Source organism: Microbacterium esteraromaticum, assembly GCF_900163815.1.
In the GTDB taxonomy this organism is placed as follows: Bacteria; Actinomycetota; Actinomycetes; order Actinomycetales; family Microbacteriaceae; genus Microbacterium; species Microbacterium esteraromaticum_B.
This window is the reverse complement of sequence record NZ_FUKO01000011.1, coordinates 21,888-47,338: the sequence shown is the minus strand read 5'-3', so window position 1 is coordinate 47,338 and position 25,451 is coordinate 21,888. Positions and strand designations below refer to the sequence as shown.

The 25,451-nt window shown below is 66.1% G+C and carries 28 protein-coding genes; 13 read left to right on the top strand and 15 right to left on the bottom strand.

Going from position 1 to position 25,451, the window contains the following annotated elements; genetic code table 11:
* Positions 1 to 177: 177 nt before the first annotated feature.
* On the top strand, positions 178 to 1,161 hold the full coding sequence (locus FM104_RS02970; protein ID WP_087129974.1) for a PfkB family carbohydrate kinase: 984 nt from the start codon (positions 178 to 180) through the stop codon (positions 1,159 to 1,161).
* A 44-nt stretch (positions 1,162 to 1,205) separates the two neighbouring features.
* Here the strand turns inward: FM104_RS02970 and FM104_RS02965 are convergent, their stop codons facing one another.
* From FM104_RS02965 to FM104_RS02955, 3 genes are read right to left on the bottom strand one after another with little or no spacing between them, the layout of a single operon-like run.
* Complete coding sequence (locus tag FM104_RS02965) at positions 1,206 to 1,895, bottom strand: hypothetical protein (protein ID WP_143738235.1); 690 nt, start codon at positions 1,893 to 1,895, stop codon at positions 1,206 to 1,208.
* A complete protein-coding gene (locus tag FM104_RS02960) occupies positions 1,892 to 3,484 on the bottom strand; it encodes an SDR family oxidoreductase (protein ID WP_087129972.1) in 1,593 nt (530 codons plus the stop codon). Before FM104_RS02960 ends, FM104_RS02965 begins: the two co-directional genes overlap by 4 nt.
* Positions 3,485 to 3,542: 58 nt before the next feature.
* Positions 3,543 to 5,738, bottom strand: a complete 2,196-nt coding sequence (locus FM104_RS02955; protein ID WP_087129971.1) for a malate synthase G — start codon at positions 5,736 to 5,738, stop codon at positions 3,543 to 3,545.
* A 169-nt stretch (positions 5,739 to 5,907) separates the two neighbouring features.
* On the opposite strand from FM104_RS02955, the gene FM104_RS02950 reads away from it, so the two are divergent.
* Positions 5,908 to 6,477: a PadR family transcriptional regulator gene (locus tag FM104_RS02950; protein WP_087129970.1), complete on the top strand. Its 570-nt coding sequence runs from the start codon at positions 5,908 to 5,910 to the stop codon at positions 6,475 to 6,477.
* 20 nt (positions 6,478 to 6,497) lie between these two features.
* On the top strand, positions 6,498 to 8,186 hold the full coding sequence (locus tag FM104_RS02945) for an ABC1 kinase family protein (RefSeq protein WP_087129969.1): 1,689 nt from the start codon (positions 6,498 to 6,500) through the stop codon (positions 8,184 to 8,186).
* 12 nt (positions 8,187 to 8,198) lie between these two features.
* On the opposite strand, the gene FM104_RS02940 is transcribed toward FM104_RS02945, so the two are convergent.
* The 3 genes from FM104_RS02940 to FM104_RS02930 are packed head-to-tail and all read right to left on the bottom strand — an operon-like array spanning position 8,199 to position 10,834.
* Positions 8,199 to 8,771, bottom strand: a complete 573-nt coding sequence (locus tag FM104_RS02940; RefSeq protein ID WP_087129968.1) for a flavin reductase family protein — start codon at positions 8,769 to 8,771, stop codon at positions 8,199 to 8,201.
* 3 nt (positions 8,772 to 8,774) lie between these two features.
* Positions 8,775 to 9,845, bottom strand: a complete 1,071-nt coding sequence (locus tag FM104_RS02935; RefSeq protein WP_087129967.1) for a methionine synthase — start codon at positions 9,843 to 9,845, stop codon at positions 8,775 to 8,777.
* The gene (locus FM104_RS02930; RefSeq protein WP_087129966.1) at positions 9,842 to 10,834 is read right to left on the bottom strand and encodes a DUF1852 domain-containing protein; all 993 of its coding nucleotides are present in this window, start codon (positions 10,832 to 10,834) and stop codon (positions 9,842 to 9,844) included. The genes FM104_RS02935 and FM104_RS02930 overlap by 4 nt, the downstream gene beginning before the upstream one ends.
* A 122-nt stretch (positions 10,835 to 10,956) precedes the next feature.
* Here FM104_RS02930 and FM104_RS02925 point away from each other — a divergent pair, with 122 nt between their 5' ends.
* Positions 10,957 to 11,898 carry a LysR family transcriptional regulator gene (locus tag FM104_RS02925; protein WP_087129965.1) on the top strand — a complete coding sequence of 314 codons (942 nt, stop codon included), beginning with the start codon at positions 10,957 to 10,959 and terminating at the stop codon, positions 11,896 to 11,898.
* A 26-nt stretch (positions 11,899 to 11,924) separates the two neighbouring features.
* Here FM104_RS02925 and FM104_RS02920 read toward each other — a convergent pair whose 3' ends face one another.
* A complete protein-coding gene (locus FM104_RS02920) occupies positions 11,925 to 12,146 on the bottom strand; it encodes a hypothetical protein (protein ID WP_087129964.1) in 222 nt (73 codons plus the stop codon).
* A 280-nt stretch (positions 12,147 to 12,426) separates the two neighbouring features.
* Here FM104_RS02920 and FM104_RS02915 point away from each other — a divergent pair, with 280 nt between their 5' ends.
* Together FM104_RS02915 and FM104_RS02910 are read left to right on the top strand one after the other, a co-directional pair.
* Positions 12,427 to 12,795: an ArsR/SmtB family transcription factor gene (locus tag FM104_RS02915; RefSeq protein WP_087129963.1), complete on the top strand. Its 369-nt coding sequence runs from the start codon at positions 12,427 to 12,429 to the stop codon at positions 12,793 to 12,795.
* 1 nt (position 12,796) lies between these two features.
* Positions 12,797 to 13,777, top strand: a complete 981-nt coding sequence (locus FM104_RS02910; RefSeq protein ID WP_087129962.1) for an SRPBCC family protein — start codon at positions 12,797 to 12,799, stop codon at positions 13,775 to 13,777.
* A gap of 12 nt (positions 13,778 to 13,789) precedes the next feature.
* Here the strand turns inward: FM104_RS02910 and FM104_RS02905 are convergent, their stop codons facing one another.
* From FM104_RS02905 to FM104_RS02895, 3 genes are read right to left on the bottom strand one after another with little or no spacing between them, the layout of a single operon-like run.
* Complete coding sequence (locus FM104_RS02905) at positions 13,790 to 14,185, bottom strand: DoxX family protein (protein ID WP_087129961.1); 396 nt, start codon at positions 14,183 to 14,185, stop codon at positions 13,790 to 13,792.
* A gap of 48 nt (positions 14,186 to 14,233) precedes the next feature.
* Positions 14,234 to 14,623 carry a DoxX family protein gene (locus FM104_RS02900; protein ID WP_087129960.1) on the bottom strand — a complete coding sequence of 130 codons (390 nt, stop codon included), beginning with the start codon at positions 14,621 to 14,623 and terminating at the stop codon, positions 14,234 to 14,236.
* Between the two features lie 58 nt (positions 14,624 to 14,681).
* The gene (locus FM104_RS02895) at positions 14,682 to 15,386 is read right to left on the bottom strand and encodes a ribonuclease H family protein (protein WP_087129959.1); all 705 of its coding nucleotides are present in this window, start codon (positions 15,384 to 15,386) and stop codon (positions 14,682 to 14,684) included.
* Between the two features lie 53 nt (positions 15,387 to 15,439).
* On the opposite strand from FM104_RS02895, the gene FM104_RS02890 reads away from it, so the two are divergent.
* On the top strand, positions 15,440 to 15,940 hold the full coding sequence (locus FM104_RS02890) for a hypothetical protein (protein WP_087129958.1): 501 nt from the start codon (positions 15,440 to 15,442) through the stop codon (positions 15,938 to 15,940).
* Positions 15,941 to 16,050: 110 nt separating this feature from the next.
* Here FM104_RS02890 and FM104_RS02885 read toward each other — a convergent pair whose 3' ends face one another.
* From FM104_RS02885 to FM104_RS02870, 4 genes are all read right to left on the bottom strand, one after another.
* The gene (locus FM104_RS02885; protein ID WP_087129957.1) at positions 16,051 to 16,386 is read right to left on the bottom strand and encodes a hypothetical protein; all 336 of its coding nucleotides are present in this window, start codon (positions 16,384 to 16,386) and stop codon (positions 16,051 to 16,053) included.
* Between the two features lie 65 nt (positions 16,387 to 16,451).
* Positions 16,452 to 16,670 (bottom strand): hypothetical protein, encoded by a 219-nt coding sequence (locus FM104_RS02880; protein ID WP_087129956.1) that lies wholly within the window; start codon positions 16,668 to 16,670, stop codon positions 16,452 to 16,454.
* A 4-nt stretch (positions 16,671 to 16,674) separates the two neighbouring features.
* Positions 16,675 to 17,067 carry a protealysin inhibitor emfourin gene (locus tag FM104_RS02875; RefSeq protein WP_256971491.1) on the bottom strand — a complete coding sequence of 131 codons (393 nt, stop codon included), beginning with the start codon at positions 17,065 to 17,067 and terminating at the stop codon, positions 16,675 to 16,677.
* Positions 17,042 to 18,088 (bottom strand): M4 family metallopeptidase, encoded by a 1,047-nt coding sequence (locus FM104_RS02870; protein ID WP_087130038.1) that lies wholly within the window; start codon positions 18,086 to 18,088, stop codon positions 17,042 to 17,044. Before FM104_RS02870 ends, FM104_RS02875 begins: the two co-directional genes overlap by 26 nt.
* A 142-nt stretch (positions 18,089 to 18,230) precedes the next feature.
* Here FM104_RS02870 and FM104_RS02865 point away from each other — a divergent pair, with 142 nt between their 5' ends.
* Positions 18,231 to 19,736: an SDR family NAD(P)-dependent oxidoreductase gene (locus tag FM104_RS02865; protein ID WP_087129955.1), complete on the top strand. Its 1,506-nt coding sequence runs from the start codon at positions 18,231 to 18,233 to the stop codon at positions 19,734 to 19,736.
* Between the two features lie 33 nt (positions 19,737 to 19,769).
* Here FM104_RS02865 and FM104_RS02860 read toward each other — a convergent pair whose 3' ends face one another.
* Positions 19,770 to 20,477 carry a GntR family transcriptional regulator gene (locus tag FM104_RS02860; RefSeq protein WP_179206649.1) on the bottom strand — a complete coding sequence of 236 codons (708 nt, stop codon included), beginning with the start codon at positions 20,475 to 20,477 and terminating at the stop codon, positions 19,770 to 19,772.
* Between the two features lie 397 nt (positions 20,478 to 20,874).
* Between FM104_RS02860 and FM104_RS02855 the strand changes: the two genes are divergently transcribed.
* The 5 genes from FM104_RS02855 (at position 20,875) to FM104_RS02835 (ending at position 25,400) form a co-directional block, all read left to right on the top strand.
* Complete coding sequence (locus FM104_RS02855; protein ID WP_179206648.1) at positions 20,875 to 22,038, top strand: extracellular solute-binding protein; 1,164 nt, start codon at positions 20,875 to 20,877, stop codon at positions 22,036 to 22,038.
* Positions 22,039 to 22,121: 83 nt separating this feature from the next.
* The gene (locus FM104_RS02850; RefSeq protein ID WP_087129952.1) at positions 22,122 to 22,973 is read left to right on the top strand and encodes a carbohydrate ABC transporter permease; all 852 of its coding nucleotides are present in this window, start codon (positions 22,122 to 22,124) and stop codon (positions 22,971 to 22,973) included.
* Complete coding sequence (locus tag FM104_RS02845) at positions 22,970 to 23,794, top strand: carbohydrate ABC transporter permease (protein ID WP_087129951.1); 825 nt, start codon at positions 22,970 to 22,972, stop codon at positions 23,792 to 23,794. The genes FM104_RS02850 and FM104_RS02845 overlap by 4 nt, the downstream gene beginning before the upstream one ends.
* A complete protein-coding gene (locus FM104_RS02840) occupies positions 23,791 to 24,684 on the top strand; it encodes an alpha/beta hydrolase (RefSeq protein WP_087129950.1) in 894 nt (297 codons plus the stop codon). The genes FM104_RS02845 and FM104_RS02840 overlap by 4 nt, the downstream gene beginning before the upstream one ends.
* Before the next feature lie 14 nt (positions 24,685 to 24,698).
* Positions 24,699 to 25,400: an N-acetylmannosamine-6-phosphate 2-epimerase gene (locus FM104_RS02835; RefSeq protein WP_087129949.1), complete on the top strand. Its 702-nt coding sequence runs from the start codon at positions 24,699 to 24,701 to the stop codon at positions 25,398 to 25,400.
* Positions 25,401 to 25,451 lie beyond the last annotated feature (51 nt).

Below are 25,451 nucleotides of genomic sequence, written 5' to 3'. Positions count from 1 at the left end.
GTGGATGGTTCTTGTCGAGTGGTTCCCGGCCGTTGCCCGGCACGGATGGCGGGAGAAAACACGTTTGGCGGGAGAAACACCGGCGTGTCTGCCTGCAGGCGTACAAACTCCCGCCATCCGTGCGGCGGCGGGGCGGCGGCCTGGCCCGGCCAGGCCCGCCCTCAGTAGGCTGACCGCATGCGCACACGAGTCATCCACACCGGCCAGGCGCTGGTCGATCTGATCGTCGAGGTTCCCGGCCTGCCCGCCCGCGGCCAGAACGTGATGGCCACCTCAGACGCCCAGTACGCCGGCGGCGTTGTGACCGTGCTGCTGGCGGCCGCGCGCTTCGGCGCCGCCTGCGTGCACGCCGGAGCGATCGGCGCGGGGCCGCATGGCGACGTGATCCGCGCGACGCTCGAAGCAGACGGCATCGCAGCATCCGCCCCTCCGGTCACCACCCACGACACCGGGGTGTGCATCGTGATGCTCGAACCGAGCGCTGAGCGCACCTTCGTCACCACACTCGGCGCCGAGCGCGACATCAGCGTGGATTCTCTCTCGACCGCCGCCGTGCAGCCGGGCGACCTCGTCTGTGTGACCGGGTATTCGCTCGCCGTCGCACAGACCCGCGATCCGCTGTTGGCCTGGCTGGATACTCTTCCCGAGGCAGCCGTCGTCGTGCTCGACCCCGGGGCGGCCTTCGCTGCGTTGCCTTCCGAAGTGCGAGAGCGGATGCTGGCCCGCACCGACGTCTGGACCAGCAACGCCGAAGAAGCCACCGACCTGCTCGCTGCCCGCGGCGTCGCTGTCCCTGCATCTGACCGCGAGATCTCGGCACAGGCGCAGGCCGTGGTGCCGCTCTTGCGCGACGGCGCCGTGGCCATCGTGCGCGACGGCGCCGAGGGCGGCTCGGTGCACGCCGACGGCGAAACCACCTACGTTGCTGGCTTTCCGCAGACGCCGGTCGACACCAACGGTGCCGGCGACACGCACACCGGCGCGCTACTGGCAGGCATCGCCGACGGAGTGGGGTGGGTCGACGCTTGTAGACGCGCCAATGCCGCCGCCGCGATCAAGGTCACCCGGCGTGGCCCCACCACGGCACCGGATGCCGCAGAGGTCGAGGCGTTCTTGCGAGAGCACGCCTCTGCGTCGCCGGCCCGTGCAGCCAGCCGCTAGCTGGCGACGGCGAGCGGCGCGACAACCCGCTTCGCGCGCAGCTCTCAGCCGAGCGCACGCCGCAGTTTCTGGCTGATCTCGACGGTCACGACACCGGCATCCCGCTCGGCCTCGAACTCCGCGCTGCCAGCACCATCCGGCATCCTGAAGCTCACCTCGACGGAACCGGAGTCCTCGTCGGTCTTCTCGATCGGCCAACCCTGGTTGTGCTGCACGTTCTCGACGGTGAACGCGTCGCCATCGGCACGGAATTCGAGCGTTGCGATGCTGCCGACGCTGTAGGAACCACTCTTTGCGTTCGTGATCGTCAGCTGCTTCGAGATCTGCATTGTGCCGTTCTCGAGCTCGACCTCGAACTTCCACCTCTGGTCGCCGCGAACGAAGTGCACTTCGATCTCGTCGGGCTTGTCGTCGGCGACACGGTGCTCCCACCCATCAGCGGGCGTTGCATCGCCGAGCGAGAGGCTGCCGCCGTCCGCTGAGAAATTGACCTCGCCCGCGTCGCCGACCTGCCACAGGCCGTCGCGTACTTCATCCACGGCCACTCCGACGCCGAGGTCGTCGCTGCCAGCATCCCCGCTATCGCTCGGTTCGGTCGCAGATGCAGACGGAGATGCCACCTGCTCGGCGCCCGGAGACGACGGGTTCGCCGTCGTCTCACCGCTGCAGCCCGCGAGCATTGCTCCTGCGGCGATCACTCCGGCAACCACCATCATTTTCTGACGCATCCTCATGCCTCCTCCGATCCCCCGTTGTCCATCTCTTCCGCACGCGCCTTTTCACGTTCTTCGGCAGCCGCAGTGATGCGCGCTGCCATTCCCGAGAAGATGAAACCGTGGAATGGCAGCACGGCGAGCCAATATAGCCGCCCGAACAGCCCGCGCGGGAAGAACACGGCCCGCTGCTCGTAGTGCGATCCCTCGGCGGTTTCCCGGGCACGCAGCTCGAGCCACGCCGCACCCGGAACCTTCATCTCAGCCCGCAGCCGAAGCAGCCCCTCTGCATCCTCGGCGTCCGGCTCGTGCAACGTCTCCACCCGCCAGAAGTCCAGCGCATCACCGACGGTCACGTGCGAGCGGCTGCGCCGCCCGCGCCGCAGCCCGACCCCGCCGACGAGCCGGTCCATCCAGCCGCGCACCGCCCACAAGAACCCCGACGAATACCAGCCGTTCTCGCCCCCGATCCCGACGATCACGGCCCACAGATCGGGCAGGTCAGCGCTGGTGTCGAGCGAACGCTCATCGGTGAACACCGTGCGTCCCGCCCAGTCGGGGTCGCTCGGCAGCGGGTCGCTCGGCGCACCGTTGACCTCAGAATCGCGCCAGCTGGTCTCGACCGAATCCGCATCCGCGCGGCCCAGAGCCATCGCGACCGCGCGACGATACGGCGTCAACCCGTCAGCAGGCCTTGGAATGAGATCGTCGACGGCGTGGTCCTTGGCGACGCACTCGTTCTGCAGCGACGCGACCAGCGGTCGTGCAATCGACCGCGGCACCGGCGTCACGAGATTCACCCAGTGCGATGCCAACCATGGCGTCAGCACCGGCAGCGACGCGATGGCGCGCTGCCGCAGCCCGGCCTCCAGTGCGTAGCCGTTCATCATCTGCCCGTAGCGCAGCACATCGGGTCCGCCGACATCCACCGCCTGATTCACATCCGCATCCACCCGCGCGGCGCCCAGCAGATAATGCAGCACGTCACGCACCGCGATCGGTTGAATGTGGTTGCGCACCCACTTCGGCGCCGGCATGTACGGCAGCACATCGGTGAGGTGACGGATCATCTCGAACGAGGCCGAACCCGAGCCGATCACGACACCGGCCTGCAGCACAAGCGTCGGCACGCCCGACTCGAGGAAGATCTCGCCCACCCGCACCCGCGAACGCAGGTGCGCCGAGAGCTTCGCATCAGACGGATGCAGACCGCCGAGGTAGATCAGCCGGCCCACGCCCGCGTGCTTCGCGGCATCCGCGACGTTCTGCGCCGCGCGCTCGTCTTTCTCTTCGAAGTCGCTGCCGGCGCTCATCGAGTGGATCAGGTAGTAGACGACGTCGACGTCTGCCATCGCCTCGGCGACGGCATCCGCATCGGCCGCATCGCCCTCGACGACCTCGCACTCGCCGCCCCACGGGAAGGCCGCGACGCGGCCAGCGTCGCGGGCCAGCACCCTCACCCGGTAGCCCGCTGCGAGCAGACGCGGAGTGAGGCGACCCCCGATGTATCCGGTCGCGCCGAGCACGAGGGCTCGCGGTGCGGTGCCGTCAGCGCGCGGCTTGGCGCGCAGAGACTCTTCTTGGCCCGTGGGCTGCGTGAGTTCGCTCATCCTCCGACACTAGGCGCCGAAGTCTTTCGAGACGATGCTCTTGACATCGCCCGCAAGATCAGCGTTCGGACTTCTTCTCACGGCGCAGTGCGTGCAGCAGCGGCTCGGTGTAGCCGCTCGGCTGGCTTGCTCCCTCGAGGATCAGCCGGCGCGCGGCGGTGTACGCGATGCCGGGCTCACCATCGTGAGCGAGCGGCTCATACTCAGCATCCGCCGCATTCTGCTCGTCGACGACGACCGCAAGCCGACGCAGTGAGGCGTCGACCTCGGCTTCAGTGATCACCCCGTGCTGCAGCCAGTTCGCCAGCAGCTGGCTCGAGATGCGCAGCGTCGCACGGTCTTCCATCAGCGCGACACCGTGGATGTCGGGCACCTTCGAGCATCCGACGCCCTGGTCGATCCAGCGCACCACGTATCCGAGGATCGACTGCACGTTGTTGTCGAGCTCGGTCGCCACGATGTCTGCCGTGAGGTCGCCTGGTTCGGCCAGCGGGGGAGCCAGCAGGGTGGTCAGCGACGCCGGGTCGTAGGCGGGGAGCCCTGCCCGCACCTCGAACGGATCGACCTGGTGATAGTGCAGTGCGTGCAGGGTCGCGGCGGTCGGCGACGGCACCCAGGCGGTCGATGCGCCGGAGCGCACGTGGCCGATCTTCTGCTCGAGCATGTCGTGCATCAGGTCGGGCATCGCCCACATCCCCTTGCCGATCTGCGCGCGGTGATCCATGCCCGCGGCCAGCCCGATCGCCACGTTGCGGTCCTCATACACCTGCATGAACGGCTGCGCCTTGATGCCCGTCTTGGGCAGGAAAGGCCCGGCATGCAGAGAGGTGTGGATCTCGTCGCCGGTGCGATCGAGGAAACCGGTGTTGATGAAGACGACCCGATCGGATGCTGCCGCGATGCACGCTCCGAGGTTCGCCGACGTGCGGCGCTCTTCGTCCATGATGCCGATCTTCATCGTGCGCTCCGGCAGGCCCAGCAGCTTCTCCACGCGGGCGAACAGCTCGACGGCGAAAGCCACCTCGTCGGGACCGTGCATCTTAGGCTTCACGATGTACATCGAGCCGGTGCGCGAGTTGCCGGTGGTGGCAGCTGTGGCGTCGCGGCCGATGAGGTCGGGCAGGGCGCCGAGCGCGGTCATGATGGCATCGAGCATTCCCTCGAACACCTCGCCGCCGTTGCGGTCGAGCACCGCGTCGGTGTGCATGAGGTGGCCGACGTTGCGGATGAACAGCACCGAGCGGCCAGGCAGCGTCAGCTCACCGGCGTCGAGTGTGTTGTAGGTGCGGTCATCGGCGAGGCGGCGGGTGAACTCGCGCCCGCCCTTCGTGACTGTCTCGGTGAGCGTGCCATCCATGAGGCCGCGCCAGTTGCGGTAGCCGAGCACCTTGTCGTCTGCATCGACGGCGGCGACCGAGTCCTCGAGGTCGATGATTGTGGTGATCGCCGACTCCAGCAAGATGTCCTGCACACCGGCGGTATCCGTGTGCCCGATCGGGCCAGCGTGATCGATGACGATCTCGAGGTGCAGCCCGTGGTGGCGCAGCAGGATCGCGGCCGGCGCCTCGGCGTCGCCCGTGAAGCCGACGAACGTGTCGGCGTCAGAAAGGCGGCGGATGCCGGCATCCGTCTCGACGACGAGACCCTCACCGTCGACGCGGTACGCGGTGGCGTCGACGTGCGAGCCCTCGGTCAATGGCGCCGCCTGGTCGAGCAGTTCGCGGCCACGGCGGACCACCTCGGCGCCGCGGGCAACGTTGAACTCTGCACCCACCGCGAGCTCGCCGCTCTGGTCGATCGCATCGGTGCCGTAAAGGGCGTCGTACAGCGAACCCCATCGCGCGTTCGCGGCGTTCAGTGCGAAGCGGGCGTTCAGCAGCGGCACGACCAGCTGCGGGCCGGCCATCGTTGCGATCTCGGGGTCGACGTTCTCGGTCGTGACGGCGAACGGTGCGGGCTCGGGGGCGAGGTAGCCGATCTCGGTCAGCATGGCGCGGTATGACTCGGGGTCGGGGCGCCCGGGGGAGGCTTTGTGGAAGGCGTCGATCTTCTGCTGCAGCTCATCGCGCACGCGCAGCAGTTCGGCGTTGCGCGGGCCGAGGTCGTGGATGATCTCGACAACACCCGACCAGAAGGAGTCGGCGTCGATGCCAGCATCCGTCAGCGACGTTTCGGCGAACTCGGCGATCGGCGCCGCGACGGCGAGGCCCGCGCGATCGAGGTAAGTGGTGGAGATGGTCGGCGCTGTCGTCATGGTGTTCCTCGGTTCGCTGGGGTTCTCAACCCCTACTGTACGCCCGATGCGGTGATTTTGGAGAACTGATTCCATATTATGGAAGTCAAGGTGTCAGAGCGACGGAAGCCCTTGATGAGCGACAGGTAACGACATATCGTTAACTATCGTTCGACTACAGGAGGTCATCATGAACAACGCATTCCCCTCCGGACCGTTCGGCTTCGGCGCGAGCAATGGCAACGGCAACCCGCTCGCCGGCGTCTGGGACGCGATGGACCAGCTGCGCACCAGCTTCGAACAGCGCACCGGCGGCTCGCGCATGGCCCGCGGTGACGTGCGCGCAGCGGTCATCTCGCTGCTCGCCGAGAGCCCGATGCACGGCTATCAGATCATCAGCGAGATCAGCACGCGCTCCGGCGGAGCCTGGAAGCCCAGCGCCGGATCGGTTTACCCGACCCTGCAGCTACTTGCCGACGAAGGGCTGATCAGCGCAGAGGAACAGGGCGGCCGCAAGACGTATTCGCTGACGGAGGCCGGCATCGCCGAGTCTGAAGAAGCCGCCACCAAGCCCGCACCGTGGGAGAACGTCGGCGGGCGCCCGAGCGGCCACCTCTCGGCGCTGCCCAAGGCCGGAATGGAACTCGCCAGTGCCACCGCGCAGCTGGCGCGCACCGGAACACCCGAACAGGTCGAGGAGGGCACCGCCGTACTCGAAGACGCGCGACGTAAGCTGTACGCGATCCTCGCCGAGGGGTGACGCCAAAAGAAGAGGTCTCGATGGCGAAGCACGATTCCCCGCCGGTCATCGAGGGCGCCCATCGCGCCCGCTACCGACGCATCCTGTCCTTCGCCGCGCGCGCCTTCGTGCAGACCTGGTGGTTCGAGCTCGTGCTGCCCCGGATCGGCCTGTCGCGGGTGGCGGATCGCACGCGTGACAAGCGGATGCTGCGCCAAGCGCACGGCTTCCGCGAGCTCGCCACCTCGCTCGGCGGGCTGATGATCAAGGTCGGCCAGTTCCTCTCCTCTCGCCTCGACGTGCTGCCGCCCGAGATCACGGCCGAGCTCGCCGGGCTGCAGGATGAAGTGCCCGCCGTGCCGTTCGAGCAGATCCGGATGGCGGCAGAAGCCGAGTTGGGGATGCCGCTCGAGCGCGCCTTCGCGTCGTTCGATCCGGCGCCGGTTGCGGCAGCATCCCTCGGCCAGGCGCACCGTGCGACGCTGTCGGAAATCGACGCCGCCGACACCGGGCTCAGCAGTGTCGTCGTGAAGGTGCAGCGCCCCGGAATCGATCAGATCGTCGCCGTCGATCTCGCAGCCCTGCGCCGCGTGGCCCGCTGGGCACGGCGCGTGCGCTTCGTCTCGTCGCGAGTCGATGCACCCGCGCTCATCGAGGAGTTCGCGCAGACCTGCCATGAGGAGATCGACTACCTGCACGAGGCGGCCAACGCCGAGCGCTTCGCCGAGAATTTCGCATCGGATGCCAGAGTCGCAGCCCCTGCGATCGTCTGGGAGCGCACCACGCGCCGCGTGCTCACCCTCGAAGACGTCACTGCCATCAAGATCAGCGACACCCATGCGCTGCGGGCAGCCGGAATAGATCCAGCCGAGGTGGCGAACGTGTTCGCCGAGGTGATGATGGACCAGGTGTTCACGCACTCGTTCGTGCACGCCGACCCGCACCCTGGGAACCTGTTCGTGACGCCGAGGCCGGGCGCCGATGGCGCAGGCTGGAAGCTGACCTTCATCGACTTCGGGATGATGGCCGAGGTTCCCGATGGCATCCGCTCGGGTCTGCGCACTCTCATCATCGCCGTCGCCGCGCGCGACAGCCAGGGGCTGGTCGCCGCCGCGAAGCAGATCGGCGTACTGCTGCCCTCAGCCGACACGAAAGAACTCGAGCGTGCGCTCACGACCCTGTTCGCGCGATTCGGCGGCATGGGATTCAACGAGCTGCGCGACGTCGACCCGCGTGAGCTGCAGGACTTCGGCGTCGAGTTCGGTGACACGGTGCGCTCGCTGCCGGTGCAGCTGCCCGAGAACCTGCTGCTGCTCATGCGCGCGGTGTCGCTGACGTCGGGAATGTGCAGTGCGCTTGATCCGGAATTCAACATCTGGGAACCGGTTCAGCCCTACGCCAGCAAGCTGCTGCGCGATGAGAGCGGCAACCTCCTGCAGGATCTCGGCAAGCAGACGATGTCGAATGCCGCGACGATGTGGCGGATCCCCGGTCGCATCGACGACGTCATCACCCGGTTGGATGCTGGTGAGCTGACCTTCGACATCTCGAGCCTCGAGAACCGCCTCGACCGCATCATCCGCGTCGCCGTGCGGGCCGTCTCGGCCGTGCTCTTCGGCGGGATGCTGATCGGCGGGGTGCTGCTGCTGCCGATTGTGGCTCCGCTCGGCATCGTGCTGATGTCGGTCTCGGCGGTGCCGCTGCTGTATGCGGTGTTCGGGCGACGCTAGTCAGGCGGCGGGTCAGTCTTCGAAGCGGGAATGCTCGCTCAAGCGGTGCCATCCGCGGTTGTGATAGACCAGCGCATCGCCAGGCTCGCCCGGTTCGACGTCGCGCCCGATGTGGGACTCCAGTGCGTGAGCGGCGATGACGGTCGAGGTTCCGGCATCCATGCGATTGATGACCGCGCAGCGCACCCACGCGCGAACGCCGTCGAAGACGGGCTCACCGGTGCTCAGGCGAGACCAGGTCTGGTGCTGCGCGAAGCGGTCGATGCCGCGAGTCGCGCCGAGCTTCGCGAGCTCGACGTCGTTCGCGTCGAGAAGGTGCACGACGACGCTCTCGGCGCGCGCGAGCACTTCGGATGCCGATGACAGCGTCGAGATCGAGAAGATCAGCAGCGGCGGCTCGGCGCTCACCGATACGACCGAGGTGGCTGTCAATACGACGGGCCCGTCGCCAGCATCCGCCGTGATGACGGCAACGCCGCCGGGGTGGCCGCGAAAGAGCGCCTTGAATTCGTCTGGCGAGAGTGAGGACGAGAAGCTGTGCTTCGGCTTCTCGGTCCACGATGCCGCGGGGTATGCGTGAAACATGACCTACGAAACTTTACTCTTCGCAAGTGAGAGCTCGTCGCGAAGGATGCTCGCCCCCGCGCTCAGCGCGCGCAGCTTCGCCAGCGCCAGGTCGCGACGGAATGGCGCCATGCCGCAGTTCGTACTGGCGATGAGCTTGTCGGCATCGACGAATTCGAGTGCCTTTCGCAGCGTCGCGGCGACTTCGTCAGGCGACTCGACCTCTTCGTTCGCCACGTCGATGGCGCCGAGCATGACGTTCTTGCCGCGGAGGAGCTCGATCAGTTCCATCGGCACGTGAGAGTGGTGCGACTCGAGCGAGATGGTGTCGATGCTGGAGCGCTGAAGCAGCGGGAACGAGTCCTCGTATTGACGCCATTGCGACCCGAGCGTCGTCTTCCAGTCGTTGTTCGCCTTGATGCCGTAGCCGTAACAGATGTGCACGACGGTCTCAGCGCTGAGCCCCTCTACCGCGCGCTCCAGCGCTGCGACTCCCCAGTCCTTGACCTCATCGAAGAAGACGTTGAATGCAGGTTCGTCGAACTGGATGACGTCGACGCCGGCCGCTTCGAGCTCGCGCGCTTCTTGGTTGAGGATCGTCGCGAACTCCCACGCCAGCTTCTCGCGGCTCTTGTAGTGAGCGTCGTAGAGAGTGTCGACCATCGTCATCGGGCCAGGGAGGGCCCACTTGATGGGGCGATCGGTCGCCGCGCGCAGAAACTTCGCGTCGTCGACGAACACAGGGCGCTCGCGCGTCACTGCGCCGACGACGGTCGGCACGCTCGCGTCGTAGCGATCACGGATGCGCACGGTTTCGCGCTGCTCGAAATCGACCCCGCTGAGGTGCTCGATGAACGTCGTGACGAAGTGCTGACGAGTCTGCTCGCCGTCGCTGATGATGTCGATGCCGCGGGAGGTCTGCTCGTGGACGGCGATGCGCAGGGCATCCTGCTTGCCCTCCACCAGCTCATCACCCTGCAGCTTCCACGGCGACCAGAGGGTCTCCGGCTGTGCGAGCCATGACGGCTTCGGCAGGCTGCCGACGATCGAGGTGGGCAGGAGTGCGCGCGTGCTCGACGACTCTGCGCTGCTCATGCGACGGAAGCGAGGTTGCGGCCGGCCCACTGCTCGAGGACGTCCTTGTGCGGTGTGATGAAGTGCTCCTCGGTGTACTTGCCCTGGGTGATAGCCAGCTGGCTGCGCTCGACGCGGTCGTACGCGATCTGGGTCTGGGAGTAGTCCTGCTGCTGCAGGCTCGGCCGATAGATGGTCGGGGCAGCAGAGTTCGCGTTGTAGATCTCGGGGCGGTAGATCTTCTGGAACGTCTCCATCACGCTGATCGTGCCGATCAGCTGCAGGTTGGTGTAGTCGTTGAGCAGGTCGCCGCGGAAATAGAACGCGAGAGGTGCGACGCTGCCGCGCGGCATGAAGTAGCGGGCCCGCAGTCCCATCTTTCCGAAGTAGTCATCGGTCAGCGAGGAGTCATCCTGCTGGTATTCGACGCCGAGCACAGGATGGTGGTTGCCGGTCTGGCGGTACGTCCTGCTCGTCGAGACGCTGATGCAGATCACGGGCAGCGCCGTGAAGCGTTCGAGGTACGCGGCGGAGTCGAGGAAATGCTCGAACAGCTTGCCGTGCAGCTCGCCGAAGTCGTGGGGGAGCGGCGCGTCTGCCGCGTTCGCCTTGATGGCCGGCAGCAGCACGCTGAAGTCGAAGTCGCGCACGTACGACGAGAAGTTGTTGCCGACGATGCCGTGGTGGCGCTCACCGGTCTGCCGGTCGACGATCCAGATGTCGAGTACCTCGAGCAGCGGGAACTGCTGGTCTGCGCCTGACGCGGTGAACTCCAGCTGTGCAGAGACGATATCGAGTTCGAGCGCGTAGCGGTCGCCGGTCGGGTTGTCCCAGTGCGCGAGGTCGTTGAAGCGCTGGTTCATCATCGTCAGGGTGTTGCGAAGGTTCCGCTGACGGTGCTCACCACGAGCCAGGTTGGCAAAGTTCGTCGTGGCGCGGGAGCTTTCCGACGGCGAGTAATCCTCGTCGAAACGGGTGGTGTGGATGCTGAAACCAAATGCGTCTGCCATGGTGGCCAATCCGGTGAGTGAGGGGCCGGGGTCGGCCTTTCAGAGGAGATCAGTCCATCGTGCGGGAGGAAGGCGGATATCGAGTAACTCGGCTTGACTATGGGCTGGCATAGACTCTGCCTATGCCCCAGGGATCGAGTGGCCTCACGCTGCAGCAGCTGCGTTACTTCATCGAAGTCGCAGCGGAGGGGTCGATCTCGGCGGCCGCCGATCTGCTCTTCGTATCGCAGCCGACCATGTCGGCGGCGATGAAAGATCTCGAGGCCCGTGTGGGGCGCGCGCTGCTCGTGCGCTCTGCGCGTGGCGTCACGCTTACCCCTGATGGCGCGGAATTTCTCGGGTACGCGAGACAGGTCGTCGAGCAGTTGGTGCTTCTTGAGCAGCGCTACCTCGGGCGGCCGCCGTCGAGGCGTTTGCTTGGGGTGTCGACGCAGCACTACTCGTTTGCGGTGGATGCATTCGTGCGGATGGTCAAGGGCGGTGAAGCACCCGAGTACGAGTTCTCGCTGCGTGAGACTCGTACGTGGGACATCATCGAAGATGTCCGCACATTACGCAGTGAGGTCGGCATCCTCTACAGGAACGACTTCAACCGCAGGGTCATCGACAAGTTGCTGCGCGACTCCGGTCTCGCGTTTCACCCGCTCTTCCTCGCCGAGCCGCACATCTTCATCTCTCGGAGCAACCCGCTCGCCGCTCGAGGTCGTGCGACTCTCGATGACCTCGCAGACCTGCCACGGCTCACCTTCGACCAGGGCGCGAACAACTCGTTCTACTTCGCCGAAGAGATCCTCTCCACCTTGTCGAGCAAGCAAGAGATCCGAGTCTCTGATCGTGCGACGATCTTCAACCTCATGATCGGTCTCGGCGGCTATACGATCTCGACCGGCATCATCAGCGACGAACTCGACCCTGAGATCGTCGCCATTCCGCTCGACGTTGACGAGCGCATCGAGATCGGCTGGATCGGCCACGCCGCGATTCCGCTCACCGAGCAGGCGCAGCGCTACCTCGCAGAGGTGCGAGCGGTTGTCGCGGAGTTCGGTGTTGCGCTGATCGGGTGATGCGCCGAGACGGGTCTTTGGCGGCGTCAGGAGAGCGCGGAGTACGGGTCTATCGGATCTTGATTCTCGGCCGCGATGCGGTCACGCTGCTGCTCCGCGAGCGTCGGCGCGCGATCGTCGGGCGCGTCTTCGGGTCGACCTGCCTCGGCATCTGCGGCGTCACCGCGGTCGTCGTCATCCTTGCTGAGGTCGGGGTCTGCGCCGACAGGCTCGAGCGGGTCGGTGGGGATAGGTGTGGGGTCAGACATGGTCGTCTCCGATCGTCGTTGGGAGCACAGTGTGACACGGCTGGGGCGACGGACGGATGCCGTTGACAAACGCACTCGGCTACCCGTCTGGGTGGTTCGCTGGGTGCGCAGGAGTCGCTGGTGCGCAGCATCCGACCGCAAGTCTGAAGGACGGAGGCAACTCTGAAGGATGCTGGCGGGCCGAGCGTCCTTCAGAATGACGTTCGTCCTTCAGAAGTGTCGGGGCTGTCGACAAGAAAGCTCTTGACACAGCATCCGCCCGGGTCTAACGTACAACCAAATGGTTGCACAACTTGGACTCAGTGAAGCGGAGATCGACCGTGTGTTTCACGCACTGGCGGCATCGACTCGGCGCGACATCGTGCGCCGGACCATCGAGCGCGAGCAGTCGGTATCTGCGCTCGCCGGCGAGTACGACATGTCGTTCGCGGCCGTGCAGAAGCACGTTGCCGTGCTCGAAGAAGCCGGCCTCATCATCAAGCGCGCCGAGGGACGCGAGCGGCTGGTCCGCGCAGATCCCGAGATGATCGCGCGTGCCCGATCCCTGCTCGCCCGCTACGAAGAGCTCTGGCGCGCCCGCGTCGCGCGGCTCGACGACCTGCTGGCCGCCCCGACCGCACCCCCATCCGCACCGAAATCTGGAGAATGAAATGCCTGTCATCGATGTCATCACCGAGACCGAGACGCTGACGATGACCGTCATCGCCGAGTTCGCCGCCCCCGTCGAGCGCGTCTGGGCCGCCTACAGCGACCCGCGCCAGCTCGAGCGGTTCTGGGGTCCTCCCGGCTGGCCGGCGACCTTCACCGCCTGGGATCACACCGTCGGCGGACGGGCGCAGTACACGATGCACGGGCCACGCGGAGAGCGCGCATCGGGCTACTGGGAGTTCCTCGCGATCGATGAGCCGCACGGCTTCGAGGTGCTCGATGGCTTCGCCGATGACGAAGGAAACCCGAATCCGGACCTGCCCGCGATGCGGATGGCGGTGCGCTTCGAGCCCACCGACGACGGAACGCGCATGACTATGACGAGCTACTTGCAATCGATCGAGGCGCTGGAGCAAATGGTCGAGATGGGTGCAATCGAGGGCACGCGCACGGCGATGGCGCAGCTGGATGCCGTGCTGCAGGATCTGCGCGAATACGCCCAGGGCAAGGGCACGCGGGTGGAGCTGCTCGATGACACCCACGTGCGCATCACCCGCCTGGTGGAGGGGTCGCGTGAACTGGTCTGGCGTGCGCACCATGACCCGCAGCTCATTCAGCAGTGGATGCTCGGACCGGACGGATGGGAGATGACGGAGTGCGTCGCCGCCACCGAGGTCGGCGAGACCTACCGCAACTCGTGGGCGCCCGTCGGCGATACCGAGGGCGAGCCCTTCGGCTTCGAGGGCGAGCTGCTGCTCACCGATGCGCCTCGCCGTGCCGTCACAACTGAGCGGATGCAGGGCATGGCAGAACCGCAGACACTCAACGACCTCAACCTCTACGAGGAAGACGGGGCCACATTGGTCACCGTGCTCATCGAATACCCCGACCTGGCGACGCGTGACATGATCCTCGCCACCGGCATGGCCGACGGCATGGAAGCCTCGTTCGCCCGGCTTGAGAGCACTGTGCTCGCGGCCTGACGCTGGCGCGAATCAGCGGGACTGGCGTGGTGCGCGCGTCGACCACAGTGCCCACGCCACCAGCAGCGGTTGGAAGAACAGCCGGCCGAAGCGCTTCATATCGGTGTTGAGCCCGAATCCGTCGCGGTGATGGGTCCACTGCGAGATGTTGCCCGGAAGGACCGCCACGAAGAAGAGTGCGGCGACGATGCCGACCAGTCGGCGGCGGCGGCCGACGAACAGCAGCGCGGAACCCAGCGCGACCTCGACCACGCCGGATGCCACGACCGTCGTGTCTTTGTCGGTGGGGACCCAGTCGGGCACCTGCGCCTGGAATTCATCGCGGGCCACCGTCAGGTGCGACAACCCGGCGAACGCGAGCATGGAGCCGAGCGCGATGCGTGCGAAAGTGCGTGCCGGTGTCGTCATGCGCTCGATGCTACGCCGGGATACGGAATGCCGCATCGGCGGCGCGAGTCAGCGTCGCGGCGCGCGCGTCGCCCAGAGCACGAGCCAGATCAATACCGGCTGCAGGAACAGACGCGCGAAGCGCTTCGCATCCGTGTCGAGGCCGGGCGCGTACCGCTGATGCTTCCACTGAGAAACATTGCCGGGGAACACCGCCACGAGGAACAGCGCGGTGAGAGTGCCGACCAGCCCTCGATGACGGCGCGCGAACAGCATCGCCGTTCCGAGACCGATCTCGACGACGCCGGATGCCACGACCGTGGTGTCCGGATCGCCAGGCACCCAATCCGGCACCGCGACCCGAAAGCCTTTGCGGGCGACCGTCAGGTGCGAGACCCCGATCAGCGCCAGCAGCGACCCGAGAACAATGCGACCGACTGTGCGCGCGGGAGAAGTCATGCGGCGAGTGTACGCGGATCGCGTCAGGCAGTGCGTGCGTACCCACCGGCGTTGCCGCTCAGATCAGGCGACGCAGAGCCTCACCGAGCGAGACCCCCTGTGCATCGGCCCGGTCGCGGAGGCGCGCATGCTCGTCTGAAGTCAAACTCAGGTGCACCGCCACAGGCGGGAAATCCTCTACCTCTTCGAGCCCGCTCAGCAGATCGCCCTCGCCCCAGAGCGTCGTGTGCTCGGCCTGCGCGGTCTCGGCTGCGGCAACCACCGGCATGGCCGCAGCAATAGCCGCCCCCGCCCCTGCCGCCGACACGAAACCGGGACCTCGGCGGGGCTCTTCGCCCTGTTGGTACGCCTTCGCGGCAGCATTCGCACGCTCGTCGGCTGCTTCGTTCAACGGATGCCCGGCGTGCCCCTTCACCCAGGTGAACGACACGTCGCGCCCGCGGATCGCCTCGTCGATGCCCTCGAGCAGATCGCGGTTGAGCACCGGTCCGCCATCAGACTTGCGCCAGCCGCGGCGCTTCCACCCCGGCATCCACTTCGTCACCGAATCGATCACGTATCGGCTGTCGCATTCGATGATGAGCTTCTCGTCGATGCCCGCCGTCGCGCGCAGCAGTTCGAGTACCGCGCGCAGCTCGCCCTGGTTGTTGGTGCCGTGGGGGGAACCGCCGGCGGCCCAGCATCCGTCATCGATGTACCAGGCCCAGCCGTTCGGTCCTGGATTGCCGAGGGCGGAGCCGTCTGCCGCGGCGGTGATCGTCATCCTTCAACCGTAGAGCGTCCGCGTGGCGCTCCCGTCCTTGGTAGCGTCGGAGGATGTCCGGGTTCGCCATCAAAGCCATCATCGTGCTCGTCGCGATCATGCTGATTCTGGTGTTCATCGCCCGGTTCGTGCGCCGGGTGAGCCCGGCGAAGAGCGTGTCGCTGCGCCAGCGGATGCCGACGTTCGTCGCTCTCTTCGGAGGCGCGCTGCTGGCGATCGGGTTCGTGCTTGCGCTGAGCTCTTTCGTCTCGCGGTACACCGCCGAGCTGCTGGTCATGCGCATCGCCGCCGCGGTCACCTTCGTCGCCGGCGCGTGCGTGGTCATCGCCTACCGCAACTGGTATGTCGAGGCCGGGGCGTGTGAAGTGCGTTTCCGCACGATCTTCGGCCGCGAGAAGCACATCGCCTATGACGACGTCGCCTCGCAGCACCGAAGCCGATTTCTGGGGGAGCCACGCATCACTGTGCGCTCGCGCAGCGGCGTGAAGTTTTCAGCGAATCCCGCGCGCTACGACCTCTCGGCGATGACAGCCGCGCTCGATCGAGTGCAGTAGTCCATCGCTACGTGGTCGCCCCGGCGAGCAGCTTCGTGACGTTGGATCACTAACGTCGGCTGCGAGCGCCGTGAACCGGTTAGTGATCCAACGTCGGCGGCGGGTGGGGGTCAGTCGACGGATGCTGCGCGGAAGGTGAAGAACCCTTCGACGCCGCCGTGATTCACCACGCCTTGGCCGGTGCCGAGGATGCGCGAAGAGGTGGTGGCACCGCTCTCCACGAACACGTGGCTGGTGCTTTCGAGGCGCCAGCCCAGCTTCTCGACCTCGCTGAGGAAGTAGCCGACGTGGTCATCGCGCAGCATCCGGTTGTCTGCCGACCCCCATGACGAACTCTCGCCCGACAGTTGCGCCACGTCGAACTGCAGGTGCAGCAGCGAATCTCCGCGGGTGCGGGCATCGCGCGCGAGCTGGAGCAGACGGCTGGCTTCTTGGCTGTTCGGCATGGAGCGAGTGTAGCGAAGCGCCCTTCGACAGGTTCAGGGACCTTCGACAGACGCCCAGTGTGGGCTCAGTCGTCGCCTTCGGCATTCGTCGTGTCGGCGGCCTCCGGGGCCGGCGGCTCGGCCGGAAGCACCACGGTCGAGTACTGCGCGCCGATCCCGATGCCCAGCAGGTCGCTGGCGGGTGGTTCAACGAGACGGTTCGCGTCGTCTTTCTCATCCAGTGGCTCGCCGGGCAACGCTGCCCAGGTGCTCGGTTCCTGCTGCTTCTGCGAGAAAAGTCCCATGTTCCTATCCTTCCGTGCGGTGATCGTCTGCGACAGGGCGCTCGTCTGTGACAGGGGGCTGGTCGGCGTCGCGAACAGCATCCACGAGTTCGCGCCATGCGCCCTGCAGATGGGCATCCGGCAGCACCTGCTCGAGCTGCTCGTCGTGAACCCGCGCGTGAATGCTCCAGACGAACCGATCCGCGCCGACAGCGACGTCATCTGGCGCGTCGCCCCACGGGCACCGCTCGACGAGTGCGAGCCACTCGGGTCTGCGGTCGGCGTCCGCTTCTGCGCGCCAGCGACGAGGAAGACCGGCGATGCCGCCGCTGCGCACGACCGCGACAATGACAGGATCGCTGTCCATGGCATCCGATCGGCCGTCCGCTTCGTCAGCGGGATTCTCGTACTCGTGCATCCTCGATCACTCCGACAGTGACCCACGCGGTGCGGATCGCTTCTTCCACGCTAGACCCGATGTCAGCGGCTGCGGCGAGTGTGCGCTCGGCGAATTCTGTGAATCCTGCGGTCGTAGACAGCCCGCTGCTGAGTGCGCGGTACCAGGCGAGGCCTGCGCTCTCCCACGCATTGCCGCCGATCGCCTGTGCTGCGAGCGCGAAGGCGCGGTTCGGGATGCCGGAATTGATGTGCACCCCGCCGTTGTCCTCCTCGGTGCGGACGAAGTCGCGCATGTGCCCCGGTTGCGGATCCTTGCCCAGCTCATCGTCGTCGTAGGCGGTGCCCGGTTCGAGCATCGAGCGCAGGGCGCGACCCTGCACAGCATCCGTGAAGATGCCTTCGCCGATCAGCCAGGTCGCCTCATCCGCCGACTGTTGGCGCAGATGCTGCTCGGTGAGCGCGCCGAAGACATCGGCGATCGACTCGTTCAGGGCGCCCGATTGGCCCTGGTAGACGAGCCCCGATGCGCTCTGGATCACGCCGTGCCCGAGTTCGTGTCCGATCACCGAGATCGATCCGGTGAAGCCGCGGAACACCTCGCCGTCGCCGTCGCCGAACACCATGCGCTGCCCGTCCCAGAAGGCGTTGTCGTAGTCTTCGCCGTAGTGCACGGTGGCATTGAGCGCGGCGCCGGCGCCATCGAGCGAGTCGCGGTCGAAGGCATCGAGCAGCATCCGAAATGTCGCGCCGAGCCCGTCGAAGGCCTCGTTGACCGAGGCGTCTGCGACGGGGACATCGTCTTCGCCGCGCACGATCATGCCGGGCAGCTTCTCGCTGTTCTGCGCGTCGAAGATCGTGCGGGTGGGCGCCGGCGTCACCTCGGCGACGAGCGCCCCGTTGGCGTCGATCGAGAGTTCGAGCGCCGCACGAAACGTCGGCCGACCCGCGATCAGCGTCTGCCGGGCGGCGTGGGCCGCGTGAGAGTGCCGCTCGGATTCAGCGAGCCGCGCCAGCAGGTAGCCGGGAACGATCCCCTGCATCCCGTTCATCGTCATCGTCATCGTGACCTCCGCTGTCCTTGCTCTGGACGATACGCCGGGGCGGAGACAAAGTCATCGGTACCGTGCAAGCGCGCTCCGTGTGCCCGCGTCTTCCCCAGGTTGCTCGCGTAGAATCGGCCCAATGACCGATGCCCCTGTGCCCGCCGACTCCGGCGTCGACCCGGATGAGCTCGCCACCACTCTGAAGGTGCTCGCAGAGCTGCATCACATCGATCAGCAGCATCCCGATTTCATCTCGGTGCGCCGGGCGACCTCCATCATGTTCAAGGCTGCGAAGCGCGTGCGCCGGCGCGAGATCCGCGACGCGATCGCCGACGCGGATCGTGCCGTGATCGCCGCGACGGCGACGGGCGCACCCGACCGCATCGATGACGAGACGCGGGGCATTCCGCTGGAGACATCTGCCGAGACGCCGATCGCCGGTGAGCTGCTGAAGCCGCGCAACTGCTATATCTGCAAGCAGCCGTACACGCTCGTTGATGCGTTCTATCACCAACTGTGCCCCGAGTGCGCGCGGTTCAGCCACGGCAAGCGCAACGCCCGCACCGACCTCACCGGCAAGCGTGCGCTGCTCACCGGCGGACGCGCGAAGATCGGCATGCACATCGCCCTGCGCCTGCTGCGCGACGGCGCGCACCTCACGATCACGACGCGCTTCCCACGGGATGCCGTGCGTCGATTCGCCTCCCTGCCGGATGCGGCCGACTGGCTGCACCGCCTGCGCGTGGTCGGCATCGACCTGCGCGACCCGGCGCAGGTGATCGGCCTCGCCGATTCGGTCGCGGCGCAGGGGCCGCTCGACATTCTCATCAACAACGCCGCGCAGACCGTGCGCCGCTCGCCGGGTTCGTATTCCCTGCTGGCGGATGCTGAGCTGCAGCCGCTTCCGGACGGACCGCTGCCCGAGGTCGAGACGTTCGGCCACACCGCCGACCCGCACCCGCAGGCGCTGCAGGCCTCGGTCGACGCGCACCCGCTGCTGTCGGTGGCGGCGCTGGGCGGCACGGTCGCCGAACAGGGCGGGCAGGCGCTCACTGCCGAAGACCTGGCGCGGCTCGCCATGGCACCGGGTTCGTCATCGCTCGTGAAGCACGCCGACGGCACCGCGATCGACGCTGGCGGGCTCGTACCCGACGTGAACACCGTGAACAGCTGGGTGCAGAACGTCGAGCACGTCGATCCGCTCGAGATGCTCGAGGTGCAGCTGTGCAACACGACTGCGCCGTTCCTGCTGATCAGCCGGTTGAGGCCGGCGATGGCCGCGTCGTCGGCGCACCGCAAATACGTGGTGAATGTGTCGGCGATGGAGGGACAGTTCTCACGTCGGTACAAGGGCCCGGGGCATCCGCACACCAACATGGCCAAGGCCGCGCTGAACATGCTCACCCGCACCAGTGCGGGGGAGATGCTCGAGACCGATGGCATCCTGATGACCGCCGTCGATACCGGCTGGATCACCGACGAACGCCCGCACTTCACCAAGGTGCGCCTGGCCGAAGAGGGCTTCCACGCGCCGCTCGATCTCGTCGATGGCGCAGCGCGGGTGTACGACCCGATCGTTCGCGGCGAGGCCGGCGAAGACGTGCACGGCTGCTTCTTGAAGGATTACACGGTCAGCGCCTGGTGAGTCGCGTGGTGGGCGGGTCGCGCCGGTATGCCGTCAGGCCAGCTCGTCGCGGTGGTGATCGACGGTGAGCTCGTAGAGATCACCGCGGTACTGCGATCGGGTGGACTCCACGATCGCACCATGCTCGTCTTTTGCCGTCGCATGTACGGCAAGGCAGGGCGTGTTCACGCCGAGCTCCAGTAGCGATGCTGTCTCAGGCGAGGGTGTGACAGCGGTGATCCGAGAGGTCGCGCGCTCGATTGCCGTGTCGTACTGCTCACGTAGCACGGCGTACAGCGATCCGCCCAGATCCTGACCGAGTAGACCTGGGAAGCGATCGGCGGGCAGGAGTGATTCATCCACACCGATCGGAACGTCGTCGCCGAAGCGCAGTCGGCGGATGGAGTAGACGTTCGTGCCTGTTGGTACGCCGAGGATCTCGGCCGTATTCGCATCGGCAGGGCTCATCGACATCCCCAGCACCGTGGCGTTCGGCACCCGGCCTTGCGAGCGCATCGCCTCGCTGAAGGACATCAGCGTCATCGTTCGGGTCACTGGATGCTGCGAAACGAAGGTGCCTTTCCCGCGAATGCCCACGATCCGCTTCGCATCGAGCAGGATCGTCAGCGCTCGCCGAGTCGTCATTGGCGAGACGCCGAATTCCTTCGAGAGCTCCTCTTCGCTGGGCAGGGCATCGCCGGGGTTCATGCCGTCGATGCGCGACGACAGGGTCTGAAGAATCTGTTTGTACTTGGCAACCATGTGCGGCGTGATCCTCTCTTGCGGCGACGATGCTGCATGAACTGCTTCCCCGGCCATTGCGAGGCGACGATATCGAGGGACTTTACCGCAAACCTAGGTATGAGCGCTGGCAATTGTCTTGCCGTGCGTTGAATAGGCCTGTTTTGAGCCAAATTCTCACCCATCTCGTCAGTTGACGTGGTTCGTGCTGACTGTTATGTTATCGCCTACACCTAGAGTAGACATAAATCCCTAGGGTTAATCAATCAAAGGAGACTTGATGAGGACGTCCTCTCGCGCACAGCGCGTGCGTCGGCTTGGTGGGGCCGCTCTTGCGGCCGGCACTGCAGTTACTCTTGCGGCCTGCTCCGGGGGCGATGCCGCTCCATCCGGAGAAGCATCGCTCACCGTGACTTACATGGATTCCGGCACATACAACGTCGCCGCCGAGAAGTTCGCGCCCGACTTCGAGAAGCAGCACGACGCAAAGGTGACCATCGAAGCCTTCCCCTTCGCCACACTCGGTCAGCAGAATGCCACTGACCTGATCACGGGAACCGGCGCTTTCGATGTGATGTCCACGAGCGCGTGGGACGTCGAGGTCTACAATCACCTGGACCCGCTGACCAAGCAGATTGACGGCTGGAAGAGCCGCGACCAGTACATTCCCGAGCTGCTGAAGGACGGTCCCAGCCCTTACGCGTCGGGCGACCAGGTCGGCCTCACCTACGCCTCTGACGCCTACGGCGTGTTCGTGAACACGAAGTACCTGCCCGCCGACACCGAATTCGCCGACTGGGACGATCTCGTCGCCCAGGCGACCGACCTCAAGTCGACGCTGCCCGAGGGTGTTGTTCCGATCTCATTCGCCTTCGGAGCCGCCGATCAGATCCCCTCGATCTTCCAGGGTGCGTATGACAGCTTCTACGTGACGTCCGACGGCAAGTGGGGTCTTGATCAGGAACCCGCAACGAAGGCGATGCAGACGATCGTGGACATCGCGGCTCTCGGCACGCCCAACGCGGCGTCGTTGAGCATCGATGAGGCGAACGAGAATTTCCTCGCTGGCAACGCGGCCATGCTCATCGTCTGGCCGAGCTTCGTGCGCGGTGCGCTCAATGACCAGGATCGTTCCACCCTGGGCGACGCATGGGCACAAGTGCCGTACCCCGGCCCAGGAACTCCCGCACTGTCGACGTGGTCGCTGTCGATCTCGAAGCTGTCGAAGGACAAGGATCTGGCCTGGTCGTGGATCGACGAGTTCCTCACGCCTGAGCACTCCAAGGACTGGATGTTCACGTACGGCATCGGCTCCCCGTTCCAATCGACCTATGACGACCCCGAGCTGCTGAAGAAGCATGCTAACGACCTGCCCGTCCAGGCGCAGAACCTGGCGAAGGCGCTGCCCCTCCCGCTCACGCTCAAAGCATTCGACCCGTTCATGCGCCCGATGGGCGAACTGGTCTCGGGCAAGGGGTCCCCGGCTGACGCAGTGGCCGCCATCAACCAGGGCTGGTCGACGCTCGAGCTGCCCGAGGCTCTGCTCAGCACGGCAGAGGCGAACGGGTTCGTTCAGAAGTGACTACGACACTCGTCACGACGGGGAGGCCGCGCCGGAACGCGGCCTCCCCGCTCACGACCCGGCCCGACAGGCTCTTTCTCTGGATGTGCCTGGCGCCAGCGCTGCTGGCAGTCATCGCCCTCCAGGTGTATCCGCTTGCCAACGCCAGCATTCTGTCGTTTCGGGAGTGGTCGCTGACGAACTCCACTGAGCCCGGCCCGTTCGTCGGCTGGGACAACTACGCGAAGGTGCTCGCCGACCCGATCTTCTGGGGTGCGGCGCGTACCAGCCTGATCATCACGGTGTGCGGGGTCGCCCTGCAACTGCTGCTGGGCACCGGACTCGCCGCACTACTGCGCAAGGGCAGACTGCTTCACCGCACAGCCCGCGCCATCTTGCTGCTGCCGATGGTGATCGCACCGGTGGCGGCAGCCAACATCTGGCGCCTCATGTTCAACTCCCGCAGCGGGTCTGTGAACGCGACGCTGGCATCGGTCGGGATCACCGGGCCGGAATGGCTCGCCGACCCCTTCTGGTCGATCGTCGCGATCGTCATCGTCGATACCTGGCAGTGGACCCCATTTGTGATGCTCGTGGTGAGCTCGGCGATGCTATCCATCCCCCACGAACTCTCCGAAGCGGCGAGTGTCGACGGTGCTGGCCGCTGGCGCACCTTCAGAAGCGTGGAGCTCCCCATGCTCACAGGGGCCTTCGCGCTGGTCGTCACATTCCGGTCGCTGGACTCGTTGCTTCAGCTCGACACGGTCTACACCCTTACCCAAGGTGGGCCGGGGTACTCGAGCTACACGCTCACCTATTACCTGTACGCCCTCGGCCTGCGCAACTTCGAGATCAGCTCGTCGGCCGCCGGCTCGTGGCTGTTCATGATCATCGTGGCGATCATCATCGTGATGATGTTCCGGCTCGATCGCGCATCGAGAGAGGTCTCATCATGAGAAAGCGCATCGTCCCCCTCCTGATGGGGGTGCTGATCATCGGCATCGTGCTCACCTGGTCGTTCCCGTTCTTCGAACTGATCTCTGCGAGTTTCAAGAGCCCGGCCGACTTCTTCACCGCGTCGTTCCTGCCGGAGCATCCGACCACCGAGAACTTCGCCGACATCTTCAGCGATCCCAAGACGGGGGTGATGCTGCGTAATTCGCTCGTCATCGTCACCGTCACCACGATCGTCTCGGTGCTGCTGGGCACGCTGAGCGGCTACGCGCTGGCGCGCCTGGGCCTGCGTCCGTGGGTGGTGGGCGCGGTCATCTTCGTACTGCTCTTCTTCCGCTTCTACCCGCGTATCGCAATGGTCATCCCGTTCTTCGTGATGATGCGCGACTGGGGGCTTTTCGACACGCCGATGGCCGTGATCCTCGGGCATCTGTCGATCACGATCCCGTTCGCGACGTGGCTGATGCTGATCGCCTTCCGTGGGCTGCCGGCCGAGATCGACGAGGCGGGTGCCATCGACGGAGCCAGCCTGCCGAAGCGATTCCTACACCTGACTCTGCCGATGGTCGCCAGCAGCATGGCGACCGCTGCGGTCCTGACGGCCGTGCTCAGCTGGAATGAGTTCCTCATTGCGCAGTCGCTGACCCGCTCGAACAATCCCGTGCTGAGCACAGGGGTAGCTTCCTTCATCACCGACGCCGGAGTCAAGTATGGCTCGATGGCAGCACTCAGCCTGGTGATCTGCGTGCCCATTGTGATCTTCGCCCTGCTGATGCAGCGCCACTACGTCGCGGGCATGACGATGGGAGCGGTGAAGGGATGAGCTCGAGACCGACAGTCGCGCCCTCGCTGCGTCCGGGGCTGGAAGAGCTCGCCGAGACCGTCCCGACGGATGTCGCATCGATGTCGGATGTTGCCGAGTACCGCCGCGTCGCCGCGGAGCGGGGAACGACTCCGGATGCTGTGGCACTCAGTCATGATCTGCGCTGGTCGGACCCTGCGCAGGGCGTCACCGTGTTCCGCAGCTCCGCAGTCCCCGCTATTCGAGTGGTGTTCCTGCACGGCGGAGGGCTGATCGCTGGCAATAGGTTCGATGGCGTCGACGTGCTTGCACGCCACTGCGCGTCCGCGCAGCTCGAGGTGTGGACCTGCGAATATCCGCTGGCTCCTGAGGCGAATCTTGACGAGATGGTAGACAACGTTCTGCGCGTGGTCGCCGAGGCGAAGCGCGACGGTCTGCCGGTTGTGCTCGCCGGCCAGAGCGCGGGCGGGGGCGTCGCCGCGGCCGCCGCGCTGGAATGCCGTGATCACGGCCTCGACCTGGCTGGTCTCATGCTGGTATGCCCGATGCTCGATGATGCGGATACAGTCTCCGCTCGACAATTCGAGGGCGATCCGTCGTGGAGTCTGCTGTCGAACACGACCGCCTGGGCGATGGCGCTGGTGGGCGCCGTCGGAACGGCACCCGGACGGCGTGAAGATTTGACCGGTCTGCCGCCAATCTATCTCGACACCGGCTCTGCGGAGGTGTTCCGTGATTCGATCACGGCATTCGCGACGTCGTTGTGGTCGTGCGGAAACAGCGCCGAGCTGCATGTGTGGTCTGGGGGGTTCCACGGCTTCGACTCCGTTGTGGAGGACGCCGTGGTGTCGAAAGAGTCGCATCGCGCACGCCGTGAATGGCTTCGCCGTCTTCGTGACGGTGACGTATGAGACCGGAGTTGAATGTGAAAGACCGTGACGGCATCCTCGCTGCTCTCGACGGAGGGCTCGTGGTCTCGTGCCAGGCCTACCCCGGGGAGCCGATGCGAGACTCGAACACGATGGCACAGATCGCCCGCGCCGCTGTGACAGGCGGCGCAGTCAGCATCCGTCTGCAGGGAATCGGCGACATCCGCGCGGCGGAGGACCTGACGGTTCCGGTGATCGGACTGTGGAAAGACGGCGCTGACGGTGTCTTCATCACACCGACCCTTCGCCACGCGCTCGCGGTCGCGGAAGCGGGCGCTGACATCGTCGCACTCGACGGAACCCGACGCCCGCGACCCGACAGCCTGAGCCTCTCGACGACGATCGCGCGGCTACGCCAGGAGCATCCGACCGTGCTCGTGATGGCAGACTGCGGCTCACTCGCAGACGCGCGTGCCGCCGAAGATGCGGGTGCCGACATCCTCGGAACCACGCTCTCCGGTTACACGGGGGAACGACCGCGTACCACAGGGGCCGATCTCGAGCTGATCGCCAGCATCGCCGCGGACTGCCGCACTCCCGTGATGGCCGAAGGGCGGATTCGCACACCAGCGGAGGTCACCGCCGCGCGCGCCGCAGGAGCCTTCGCAGTCTGCGTGGGAACGGCCATCACGCATCCGACTACGATCACGTCGTGGTTCGCGTCGGCGCTGTCTTCCGACGGCAGTGCGCGCGCGTGACTCTGCGTGACCGTGGAATCGGTGTGACGTTCTGGTGGCCGACACACCCGA